Source organism: Deltaproteobacteria bacterium (assembly GCA_016210005.1).
Taxonomy (GTDB): domain Bacteria; phylum Desulfobacterota; class Binatia; order HRBIN30; family JACQVA1; genus JACQVA1.
Map to the genome: position 1 here is coordinate 1 of JACQVA010000131.1, position 11,520 is coordinate 11,520.

Sequence of the window (11,520 nt, forward strand, 5' to 3'; positions counted from 1 at the left end):
CCAGTCCCTGCGTTGCGCTGTTCTCCCTTGCCATTCGACAATTCTCCTCTCGTCGAGATGGCCGGGGAGGTTAGTCGAACGCGACGTCAGCGCGCATGCATGCTCACCGGAAGGACACGATGCACTGCACTTTGCCGCGCAGGCCCTCGCGTTCGACGAGGCTGGCCATCGCCTGCAGGGAGTCGCCGAGGATCATGCGGTTCGACCAGTTCTGGTCGTGCTGGTAGAACTCGGTCCGGTCCACGCCCGCGGGGATACCGTTGAAGTCGGCGAACAGGTCGGGCGTAAACCCGGTGGCCTGTGACCGGTGGCTGGTGGTCTGTGCCAGTAGGTCGTCGATCAGCACCTTCGGGTGCACCTTCTCCTGGATGTAGAGCGGCGGCGCATGGACGACGAGGTCGGACCAGTCCTGTTCGTCCTTGCCGCGCCAGACGAGCTGCGGATCGAGGTCGCGATTGCGGCGCTCGTACGCGATGCGGACCGGGCTCTGCTCTTCCTTCTGCAGCACGGATTGGTACTCGGCGGTCGGGATGTTCTTCCGCTTCGCCTCGTCGTGCTTGAGGGCTGCGACGGTCTTCTTGGTGCGGGTTTCTTGGCCATGGACTTTCAGACGCTCCGTTGTTTTCCCTCTCCCCGCATTGTCGCGGGGAGAGGGTTAGGGCGAGGGGTCCGTGGTGAACCGTGCGCCGCTGTCGCAGGGCTCGCCACGCTCAGAGAAGTCGAACCCTCACCCCGACCCTGTCCCGCCGGTGATGCGGGAGAGGGAGGAGGGCTCCCGCAGGCGATGTGGGAGATGGGGATGAAGAACGTTCTCGCGCTCAACGACGAGGGCCATCAAGGAGGATCAGACGCCGCCTCCTGACGCGGGCAGGGTCACGCGGACGCATGTACCGTGGCCGAGTTCGCTCTCGATCGCCAGCCGGCCGCCGTGGGCTTGGACGATGTGTTTGACGATCGCCAACCCCAGCCCGGTGCCGCCCAGTTCGCGCGAGCGCGCCTTGTCGACGCGGTAGAAGCGCTCGGTGAGCCGGGGCAGATCGTGGCTGGGGATGCCGATGCCGGTATCGGCGATGACCAGCTCCACCCCCGACCGACTAGTGGTGTCGCCAGCGGGCGGCGGTGCGCTTTGCGCCCGCACCGTAACGCTGCCGTCGGCGGGGGTGTACTTCACGGCGTTGTCGAGCAGGTTGAGGAGCAGCTGCTGTAAGCGGTCCGGGTCGGCGGCCAGCGGCGGTAGCTGCGCCGGAATCTCGTTGCGAATCGTCACCTGCCCCTCGGCCGCCTTCTCCCGCACCAGCTCGATCGCCGCAGCTACGGCCGGAGCGAGCAAGACTGCGCTGCGGTGCATCGGGGTGCGCCCCAGCTCCAGATCCGAGAGCGTCAGCAAGTCATCGGTCAAGCGGCCGAGCCGCTGCGAATGCCGCTCGATGATGGCGGCGAACTTGCGCGCTAGCTCGGGGTTGTCGGCGGCACCGGTGCGCAAGGTTTCGGCGTAGCCGTGGATCGCGGTCAGCGGGGTGCGCAGCTCGTGCGAGACATTGGCGACAAAGTCGCGGCGCGTCGCTTCGAGCTTCTTCATCGTCGTGACGTCATGAAACACGAGGATGAAGCGCCGGGCCTCGGCGAGCGGCGCCGCGGTGACTTGTACCTCCTCGCGTCCGGCCGCGGTTTCGAGCACTATTTCACGCACCAGCGGGCCGCGGTTCTCGCTGCTGAGCACGGCCCGGATCAAGGCGCGCAAGTCGGGATCACGCGAGAGGTGAATCAACGGCTGGCCGACCAGCGTGCTAGCGGGCGCCGGCGCGAACAGCTGGGCCGCCCTTTGGTTGGCCAGCTCGATGGTACCGTTATGATCGGCGACCAGCACGGCCTCGACCATGCCGCCCAGAATCGCGGACAGCTTGCCCTGCTCGTCACGCGCCGTCTGCAGCTGGGTGCCAAGGCTTCGCGCCATGGCCAGCACGTTGGCTTCCAGGCGGGCGACGAGGTCATCACCCGTGGGCCGCAGCGGCGGCGGCGGCCGGCCTTCGGTGATCGCTTGCGAGAACTCGGTCAAGCGCCCCACCCGTTGCGACAGCCGCCGCGACAGCAGCAGCGCCGGCCACAGCGCCGCCAGCGCCGCGATGCCGACGCCACCCCAGATCGCCACCCGGATGCGATGGCGTGCCTGGTCGATGGTCGCCATCGGCACGGCCAAGCGAATGACCCGCACCTCTGCCGCGCGCGTTTGCCGCCAGGCGCGATAGAAGAGCGAGCGCTTGATGCTGGCGCTCAGCCGTACGTCACTGCCGTCGCCGCTGGCCGACGCCGCCAGCACCTCGGGCCGGTCGCGATGATTGGCCAGGGTGGCCGAGGGCGCGGCGGAATCGCCCAGCACGGTGCCGTCGGCGGCGATCACCGTGACCCGGGCCCCGGTCTCGGCGGCAACCGCGGCGCAGTGCTGATCCAACGCCGTGCCGCGCAACTCCCACGGCAACCACGCCGCCGCCAACCGCGCTTGCTGCAAGACCTCGTCCGAGAGCGTCGCCAGGTACAGATCCTCGATCAGCTGGTCGCTATAGGCATAGAGGCTGGCCGCCACCGCCAGCAGCGCAAACAGGTACGGCGCCAGCAGCCGCACCAGCAGATTACGACTCCAGCGCACGGTCGTTGAACTTGTAGCCGACGCCACGCACGGTGACGATCAGCTCGGGGTTGGCGTCATCGCGTTCGAGGCGGGCGCGCAAGCGGCGCACGTGCACGTCCACCGTGCGTGGCTCGACGTAGGTGTCCTGCCCCCACACCAGATCGAGGATCTGTAAGCGGTCGTAAACGCGGTTGGGTGACTGCACGAAGAAGCGCAGCAGCTCGAACTCGCGCAACGAGAACTCACTCTTCTTCCCGTCGAGAAACACCTCGTAGGTGTCGAAGTCGATGCGCAGGCGGCCCCGCTCGTAGAACGAATGCGGCTGTTGCAGCTCCGCGCCATAGGCGCGCCGCAGCACCGCGCGCACACGCGCCATCAGCTCGCGCGGGCTGAAGGGCTTGGTGACGTAATCGTCCGCACCCATCTCCAGACCGACAACGCGGTCAACCTCGGCCGCCTTGGCGGTCAGCATCACGATCGGCAGGCGCGTCGTGGCGGCGTCACTGCGGATGCGCCGGCAAACCTCGAGACCATCGATGCCCGGCAGCATGAGGTCGAGTATCAGCAGTGCCGGCCGCCGGCGCCGGACCAGCTCGAGCGCTTGCTCGCCGCGGCCCGCCGGCACCACCGCAAAGCCCGCCTGCTCCAAGTTAAAGCGCAGCAGCTCGGCTATATCAGGCTCGTCTTCGACGACGAGAATGACCCTGCTCTCGCCGGTCGTCATACCGATGGCGGCACGTGGTCGAGATGGCGGATGCTCTTACCCTTGACCATGAACACCACCATCTCGGCGATGTTGGTGGCGTGATCAGCGATGCGTTCGAGGTACTTGGCCACAAACAGCAGGCGGATAGCCCGGCCGATGGTCTGCGGCTGCTCGACCATGAACGAGCTCAGCTCGCGGAATAGCTGCTCGGTGAGCTGATCGATGGCATCGTCGTCGCGGCAGACCTTGAGCGCCAGCTCGACGTTTTCGTGCACGAAGGCGTCCAAGCTCTCGCGCAGCATGCGCTGCGAGATTTCGGCCATGCGCGGAATATCGATGAGCGGTTTGAGTTGGGCTTCCTGGCTCAGCTCCAGCGCGCGCTCGCACAGATTGACCGCCATGTCGCCGATCCGCTCCAGGTCGGTGGTGATCTTGAGCCCGGTGGTAATCAGGCGCAGATCCCTGGCGGCCGGCTGGTGCAAGGCCAGCAGGCGCAGGCAGAGTTCGTCGATCTCGACATCCAAGCGATTGACGCTATGGTCCGCCGCGATCGTCGCCTGCGCCTGGGCGTCGTCGCGCCCCACCAGCGCGCTGACCGCGTTGGCGATCTGCTTCTCGACGAGGCCGCCCATCTCCAGAATGCTCAGATGGAGCTGCTTCAACTCGGCCTCGTAGTGGCGGTCGGTATGCAGGCGTGCATCCACGGCGATATCCTCGCTATCCGAAACGGCCGGTGATGTAGTCTTCCGTTTCTTTCTTTTCGGGGGTGGTGAACACCCTCGGCGTCGGGCCGAATTCTACAAGCTGCCCGAGGTAGAGAAAAGCGGTGAAGTCCGACACCCGGGCCGCCTGCTGCATGCTGTGGGTGACGATGACAATGGTGTAGTGCTGCTTGAGCTCGTAGATCAATGACTCGATCTTGGCGGTGGCGATCGGGTCGAGGGCCGAGCAGGGCTCGTCCATCAGCAGCACCTCGGGCGCGACCGCCAGGGCGCGGGCGATGCACAAGCGCTGCTGTTGGCCGCCGGAGATGCTGACGCCGGAGGCGTCGAGGCTGTCCTTGACCTCGTCCCAGAGCGCGGCTTGGCGCAGGCTGCGCTCGACGACGCCGGCCAAGTCGCGGCGCGAGCCCCGGCCGCGGTTGAGGCGCAAGCCGGCCGCGACGTTGTCGAAGATCGACATCGTCGGGAATGGATTCGGCCGCTGAAACACCATGCCGACCCGGCCCCGGACCTGCACCGGGTCGACACCGGGGGCGTAGATGTCGTCGCCGTCGAGCAGCACTTGGCCGGCAACACGAGCGCCCGGCACGACTTCGTGCATGCGGTTGAGGCAGCGGATGAAGGTGGATTTGCCGCAGCCGGATGGTCCGATCACCGCGGTGACGGCGCCGGCGGGGACGCTCATGTTGATGTCGCTCAACGCCCGCTGGCTACCAAACCAGGCGTTAAGACCCGTCACTTCGAGCTTGTTGGCCATGCAGCTCACCTGGCGGTGCGAACCTGCCCGCCGGTAAACAGCCGCACGCTCAGGCTGGTGGTGCAGATGAGCAACAACAACACCAGCGCGCCGGCCCAGGCCTGCCGGTGCCAGTCCTCGAACGGCGAGATGGCATAGCTGTAGATCTGCACCGGCAGCGCAGCGATGGGAGCACCGAGGCCGTGGTGCCAGAACTGATTGCCGAAGGCGGTGAAGATCAGCGGTGCGGTCTCGCCGGCGATACGGGCGAGCGCCAGCATGATGCCGGTGACGATGCCGCCGCGCGCGGTGCGCAACACCACCCACAGCGTCGTCCGCCACGCCGGCAGCCCGAGCGCCAGCGCCGCTTCACGCAGAGAATTGGGCACCAGCTTGATCATCTCTTCGGTCGTGCGGGCCACGATCGGCAGCATAATCACGCCCAAGGCGAAGCCGCCAGCATACGCGGAAAAGCTCTTAGCCGGCAGCACGATCAGCACATAGGCGAAGATACCGATGACAATAGAAGGCACGCCGTTGAGAACGTCGGCGGCAAAACGCACGGTCCAGCCGAAGCGGCCGTGCCCGTACTCGCTGAGGTAAACCCCCGCAAGCACGCCGACGGGTAAGCCCAACACGCAGGCCAGGCCGATGAGCGTGATGGTACCGACTATGGCGTTGGCCATGCCGCCGCCCGGCTCGCCGACGGGCGCGGGAAGTTGGGTGAAGAAATCGAAGTTCAGCGCGGTGATTCCCTTGGTGATCAAGTAGCCGAGGATGAGCACCAGCGGCACCAGCACCGCCACCGTGCAGCCGATGGCGATGGCTTGTGCCGCCGCGTTGGCTATCCACCGTCGCCGGTAACGCATCGCTCACGCTCCGTGCCTGGCGGTGGCCGGTCCGGCCACACTCCAAACCAGCAAGCGTGCCAGCGCGTTGACGGCGATTGTGACCAGCAACAGCACCAGCCCGATTTCCATCAAAGCCTGAACGTAGAGATCGTCCGCCGCCTCCGAGAACTCGTTGGCGATCACGCTCGCCATCGTGCTCGCCGGCGCGAACAGCGAAAGCGAGATGTCGGCGCGGTTGCCGATCACCATGGTGACCGCCATGGTTTCTCCGAGCGCGCGGCCGAGCCCGAGCATGACCGCCCCGATCAGACCGGTGCGCCCGTAAGGGACGATCGCCAGGCGCACCATCTCCCAGCGCGTTGCGCCGAGCGCCAGCGCCGCCTCGCGCTGGGCCGCCGGCACGGCCTGAAAGACCTCGTGGGCGACCGCGGTGATGTACGGCACCACCATCACCGCCAGAATCATTCCCGCGGTCAGCATGCCGACGCCGTACTTCGGGCCGCTGAAGAGCGGCAAGGACCCGAGTGCCGCTTCGAGCCCGGGGGCGGCGTAATCGCGCACCCAGGGCACGAGCACGAAAATGCCCCACAAACCGTAAACCACGCTGGGAATGCTGGCCAGCAACTCGACCAGAAACGACACCGGCGCGCGCAGCCACTGCGGTGCCATCTCGCTGAGGAACAGCGCGGTCGCGATACCCAGCGGCACCGCTTGCAGCAAGGCCAGCAGTGACGACACCAGTGTGCCGTAAATGAACGGCAGCGCCCCGAACTCCTGCGCCACCGGGTCCCAGTTCGAGCTGATTAGGAAGCGCCAGCCAAACGCCCGCATCGCCCCGAGCGACTGGCAAATCAGCACCAGGAGTACGGCCGCAACCACCCCCAAGAGCGCCATGGCGAAGCCACGAGTGAGGTTGAAAAACAGCCAGTCGCCAACATTGCGCCGCGCCCTCACACCCGCTGCCGGTGCGCGTGCTCGCAGCCAGCTCCGCCCGCGGCTCTCGCCCTTGATCGCAGTAGCCATCCCGTGATCTCGACGGCGGCCACTATAGCGGGCGATTGTTACGGGCATGTTACACGGTCGCCAGCCGGCGAGCACCCATTACTGGTCCAGCAGCGGCTTGCCGTCCGCCGCGGTCACCCGACGCAGCGCGGCGTGCTCCTTCGCCGCGACCTCCTTGGGCAGAGGCGCATAGTGCAGCGTCGGCGCATACTGCTGCCCGTCGCGCAGCATCCAGTCGATGAACTGGACCAGCTTCCTGCCCTTCTCGGCGTCCTTCTGCTTCTCGTACACCAGCAGCCACGTCATGCTGGAAATGGGGTACGCATCCGCACCGGGGGCGTTGGTGATCGAGACACGAAAGTCGTCCGGCATCGTTTGTGCCAGCCCCGCGGCCGCCGCCGTCACGGACTCCAGGGACGGCTGCACGAAGCTGCCCGCCTGGTTCTTCACGTCGGCGAACGGCAACTTGTTGGAGATGGCATACACCAGCTCGACGTATCCCAGCGAGAACGGCGTCTGCTTGACGAGGCCGGTCACCCCCTCGTTGCCTTTCCCGCCAAGGCCCACGGGCCAATTGACCGACGTGCCCTTGCCGACCTTGGCTTTCCACTCGGGGCTGACCTTGCTGAGATAGTCGGTCCAGATGTACGTGGTGCCGCTGCCGTCCGAGCGGTGCACGACTATGATGTCTCGATTGGGCAGCGGTACCCCGGGATTAGTTGCCGCCAGGGCCGGATCGTTCCACTTCGTGATCTTGCCCAGGAAGATGCCCGCGATGGCTTCCGGGGTAACCTTCAGTCTCGGCGGGACGCCCTCAGCGTTATACGTCAGCACGTCCGCCCCGAGCACGGTGGGAAAGTGCATGATGTGCCCGGGCGCCGCGCGCAGCTGCTCATCGGTCATCGGTCCGTCCGACGCCCCGAAGTCGACGGTCTGCTCGGTGATCTGCTTGATACCGCCGCCGCTGCCGATGGATTGGTAGTTGAACCGCACCGACGGGTCGACTTGCGTGTAGAGGTTGAACCACTTCGAGTACATCGGGTACGGGAACGTCGCGCCGGCGCCGTTGATCAACAACTGCGCGTGGGCAGATCCCGCAAAGAGCAGACTCAGCAGAGCCACGCTCAGCGCCCGGGGGTTTTTCCTCAGCGTTTTTCTCATTGTCATTCCTTTCTCTCTGCGCCGTGTCGTTGGGGTGGGCCCTACTGCCGTTAGAACTTTAGCACGGCATCGAGCTGAGTGCGGACCAGCGTCGGATTGCCGTTCAGGGACGCGTTCGACGCCTTGCGATCGAGCGCATCGATGAGGTGCGCTTTGGCGGTGAGCTGCAGATTGGGCAGCAGGACATAATCGAGGCGCACCATGTGGGCGCTCACGTTGGTGCTGCCCTTCTGGGTGGCTTTCTTCTGGACGTAGTCGAGGTCACTGAAGCTGAAGAGGGACGGCACGGCGTCCTTCTCGACCCGTGCGTAGGTGTACGACATACCCCAGTCCCCGACGTTTTTCAGACTGTTATGGTACCAGTCCTTACCCGCCTTGCCGATGCCCGCCCCGATGTAGAATCCGACGTTGCGCCCGTCGGCCTGCGTATTGTAGGCGAGGTCGCTAAAGACTCCGGCGGGAATGCCGAGTCCGACCGGATCGGCGGAGTTCAGCTCGGTTGCCCCGTGGATAACGTTGAAGCGCGACCTGTAGCCGAGGATATTCTTGTTCGCGTCGCGGACCAGACTGTTGCTGTTGGCGAGCTGGCTGTTGAAGCTCGAGTTCGCATTGGACTTGGTCGGATCCTTGGAGTCGGTCGTGTTTTGGCTCAGAAACTTTCGCGCAACCCCGTTTAAGTTCTCGTAGTGGTAATCCGCGAAGGCCAGGGTCCACTTGGTGGTGTCGCTGAAGGCCGTGTCGGCCACCAGCTGTCCACCTCCCATCCAGGGATCTCCCGCCGCCGCCAGTTCGTCGACGATCCATTGGAAGGCGTTGACCTTCAATCCGCGCAGGAACCCCTGGCGCTGCTCGACGAGGTTGACTGTCTCGGTGGCGCCTTCCGGCGAGAGGTCATCGTCCCAGATCAACTCGGAGACCCGGTAGGCGTTGACGCCGAACTTGCCACCGGTGACCGTCACCCAACCCGGATCGAGTCCGAGCGTCTTGCCAGGCTTGAGGGTCAGGTAGGCCTGGTCGAGATTGATCGGCTTGCGCGTAAAGGCGCGCTCGAATGACTGGTTGGTAGAGATCGGGTCGTCCGGGTTGCCGCTCGCCAAGCGGACCGTCGCGCCGACCTCGTCACTCACGTTGGCGGTCAAACCTAAGCGCGCGCGCAGACGGAACCGGTTGCGCGCGTTCAAGTCTTGCGCGTAGAAACCCTCGTGGCGTGTGCGCAAGTCGCCGAACAGACTGATCGAGTCGAGCCACTTGGGGAGCTGGGTCGTGGGGTTCTGCTTCTTTTCTTCCTCCCGGGCTTGCTCAAGTTCGGCCTCGGTTATTACGCCCTTGCGGCGCAATATCTCACCCAAATCACCGGCTTGGGCCGTGCCGGCGCTCAGCGCGGCGGCGAGCGCGGCGCCCAACCATTTCTTGCGTATCTGCATGTTTTCCCTCCTTTGTCGTGGCTAGTTATAGGGCCTGCCCGTAACGGTGCGGCTACGCTCGGGTTAAGAGCAGATGAAATCCGCCGCGACTTTGCCGGCCGGCCCGGGCTGGCTGCCAATACAGACGGCACCCGCTTGTGCCAGCCCCGGCCAGGCTGCAAAATTTTCTGGTCGAGTGCTCCAAGCTATTGCGTGTGGTCCGTTTACTGCGGTATAAGGCCAAGCAGTCGGATGGCCACCGGGCTGTCCCGCGAATTCGCCGGTCGCAATCGCTTTCTCGGACGACGACTTGCCTGTGCTTGCAGTCGTTGTTGCACAGCTGAGCGGGCCCGGCGGCAACCCGGTTTGAGCTTGGCCCCCTCCAACTCCTACCGGTGCCGGGCCCGCTCGTCCTAAGCGGTCTTACCCTTAACCGCAAATCGTGATTCTGAACACGGCACTCTCCCCGTAGCTCTTCGCGGGGAGCGCAATGCACGGGCGATTCGGACCGGCGGCTGTGCTATAGCGCGGCCGTGCGGGTTGCTGCCATCGCCGACCTGATCGGCATGAAGCGCATGATCGGTCGCCCGCAAGATCTGGCGGACATCGAAGCGCTAGAAGCCATCGCCCAGCGCCGGCAGGTGCGCGATGGCTGACAATGCCGACAAGCAGCCACCGCGCGACCAATGGGGCTGCGGGTGGGAGGCTCAGCGACTGCGCCAGCTCACGATGGGGTTGGCGGCGACACCGGCACAGCGACTGGCGTGGCTCGAAGAGATGATGCGCTTGGCGCACCGCACCGGTGCGCTCCCCAAGCCGCGCGGGCGAACCTGATTTTCGGCGGCAATGGCATCCCCGAGGGACTCAGCGCGAGGGAACCTGTGCGCTGGCTTCACGCCACCTCCGGCCGCACCTCTAAACTGGGAACGCGGCGCGGCGCCCGATCGCATCTAGCAGCGGCGCCGGCACCGAGTCGTTGAGGTTCTCGATCGCCAATTGCGCGGGACGGCCGCCGAAGATCTCGCAGCCCCGTGTCAGTACCCGGCACGACCACGGGGAGTGCAGCCGCGGCGCGTCGAACGATTCAACCGCGGCCAGATTCTCCGCGCCCCACATGTACGAGACGAAGACCCGATTCATCACGCTGGACAGACCCGGATACGGATCCAACGCCCGCGCCGGCCACGGGGTTGCTTGCTCGCTCACCTCCATGAGGTACGCGAAGCTCGTCAGGTCGTGATCGACGATGCTCTCCGACGCGATCACCAAGCCAACGTCCGGCGTGGCAACGTGCCCGGAGTCCGGACCGAACGAAGTCTGCACCTGCGTGCCGACGGTGAGCACCAGACGCAGCCGCTCGCGAATCTCGCGGCAGCCGTTGATATCGGCGCACTTCTCCGCGAACGTCGCGCCGTCGCGATGGAGTTCAAGACGGCTGTCCTCGCGCAGCCACCCGACGGCGCCCTTGAGCCCGAGCGTCGAGCCGGCCAGCACGTGCTTGCTCACGCGCGGCAGGTAGATGATGTGATCGACCTCGCGCACCAGCGTGGGCAGAAAGATCTCTTGTTTGAAGTGGCTCCCGGCCGGCGGCTCGGCGGCGAAGTAGGCGTCGTAGCCCGCCTCCTCGAAACACGCGATGGTCGCGTCTCCCAATCGCGCCGCCTGTTCGAGGCCGTTGTTGCGAAAATTGGCGCGCGTCGAGCCGCGCTGGCTGTGCCGCGTGTGATGGACGAATTGGATACCTGACTGATCGCCGGCGTACACCCGCGCGCCGCGCTCGCGCAGCAGATCGCTCATGACGGTCACGGCGACCGGGTGCGTGGTAGCGGGATAGGCATTCGGCGAGTTGCACATCACCTTGAGGAGCACGCGGTCCCCCGGCTTGAGCCACGAAAAGTCCGTGGCCGCCGCCGCCGCCTCGCGGATGGCGCGCCCGAGCATCCCAAACGGGGCACCTCGTGGCACTCCGGCTAACGCCACCCGTGCCGGCTTGCGCACGGGGAGTGACGCGACCGCGTCGGACGCGCCACGAGCGGCTGCGGGTCCGACAACCGCTTGGACACCTACTGCTGCACCGGCACGCAACAGCTCGCGTCGGGTGCAGCCGCGTGGCGACCGGTGTGCGATCTTGCTCCGTTGCCTCTCGATGTGCTCAGCCATACTGCCTCCCACGCGACGCTCCTTACAACAAGCGGCTCAGCCTGGCGAGTGAACGCCAAGGAACCCCAAGGAACCCCACAAGCGTTCGGGTGCGCGACAAATTTGTGGGTAACGTGGTTCCGACCCTGATCCTGTTCGGTGTTATGGCCGTCA

General features: G+C 65.7%; 10 protein-coding genes and 1 pseudogene. 1 reads left to right on the forward strand and 10 read right to left on the reverse strand.

The window, feature by feature from the left end; all coding sequences use genetic code 11:
• Window positions 1-118 precede the first annotated feature (118 nt).
• From HY699_12350 to HY699_12390, 9 genes and pseudogenes are all read right to left on the reverse strand, one after another.
• A pseudogene (locus HY699_12350) lies at window positions 119-610 on the reverse strand (site-specific DNA-methyltransferase).
• A gap of 234 nt (window positions 611-844) precedes the next feature.
• Window positions 845-2,644: a PAS domain-containing protein gene (locus tag HY699_12355; protein ID MBI4516594.1), complete on the reverse strand. Its 1,800-nt coding sequence runs from the start codon at window positions 2,642-2,644 to the stop codon at window positions 845-847.
• On the reverse strand, window positions 2,628-3,350 hold the full coding sequence (locus HY699_12360) for a response regulator (GenBank protein MBI4516595.1): 723 nt from the start codon (window positions 3,348-3,350) through the stop codon (window positions 2,628-2,630). The genes HY699_12355 and HY699_12360 overlap by 17 nt, the downstream gene beginning before the upstream one ends.
• Entirely contained in the window at window positions 3,347-4,036 is a 690-nt protein-coding gene (gene phoU, locus HY699_12365; GenBank protein MBI4516596.1) for a phosphate signaling complex protein PhoU, read from the reverse strand. Before phoU ends, HY699_12360 begins: the two co-directional genes overlap by 4 nt.
• Window positions 4,037-4,049: 13 nt before the next feature.
• Complete coding sequence (gene pstB / locus HY699_12370; GenBank protein ID MBI4516597.1) at window positions 4,050-4,811, reverse strand: phosphate ABC transporter ATP-binding protein; 762 nt, start codon at window positions 4,809-4,811, stop codon at window positions 4,050-4,052.
• 5 nt (window positions 4,812-4,816) lie between these two features.
• Window positions 4,817-5,659 carry a phosphate ABC transporter permease PstA gene (gene pstA, locus HY699_12375; GenBank protein MBI4516598.1) on the reverse strand — a complete coding sequence of 281 codons (843 nt, stop codon included), beginning with the start codon at window positions 5,657-5,659 and terminating at the stop codon, window positions 4,817-4,819.
• 3 nt (window positions 5,660-5,662) lie between these two features.
• On the reverse strand, window positions 5,663-6,664 hold the full coding sequence (gene pstC / locus HY699_12380) for a phosphate ABC transporter permease subunit PstC (protein MBI4516599.1): 1,002 nt from the start codon (window positions 6,662-6,664) through the stop codon (window positions 5,663-5,665).
• A gap of 78 nt (window positions 6,665-6,742) precedes the next feature.
• Window positions 6,743-7,804, reverse strand: coding sequence for a phosphate ABC transporter substrate-binding protein PstS (gene pstS / locus HY699_12385; GenBank protein ID MBI4516600.1), 1,062 nt, complete (start codon window positions 7,802-7,804; stop codon window positions 6,743-6,745).
• Window positions 7,805-7,854: 50 nt separating this feature from the next.
• Window positions 7,855-9,228 carry a putative porin gene (locus tag HY699_12390; GenBank protein ID MBI4516601.1) on the reverse strand — a complete coding sequence of 458 codons (1,374 nt, stop codon included), beginning with the start codon at window positions 9,226-9,228 and terminating at the stop codon, window positions 7,855-7,857.
• Window positions 9,229-9,855: 627 nt separating this feature from the next.
• Here HY699_12390 and HY699_12395 point away from each other — a divergent pair.
• Window positions 9,856-10,041 carry a hypothetical protein gene (locus tag HY699_12395; GenBank protein MBI4516602.1) on the forward strand — a complete coding sequence of 62 codons (186 nt, stop codon included), beginning with the start codon at window positions 9,856-9,858 and terminating at the stop codon, window positions 10,039-10,041.
• Between the two features lie 81 nt (window positions 10,042-10,122).
• Here the strand turns inward: HY699_12395 and HY699_12400 are convergent, their stop codons facing one another.
• Window positions 10,123-11,148 (reverse strand): DUF362 domain-containing protein, encoded by a 1,026-nt coding sequence (locus tag HY699_12400; GenBank protein ID MBI4516603.1) that lies wholly within the window; start codon window positions 11,146-11,148, stop codon window positions 10,123-10,125.
• Between the last annotated feature and the right edge of the window lie 372 nt (window positions 11,149-11,520).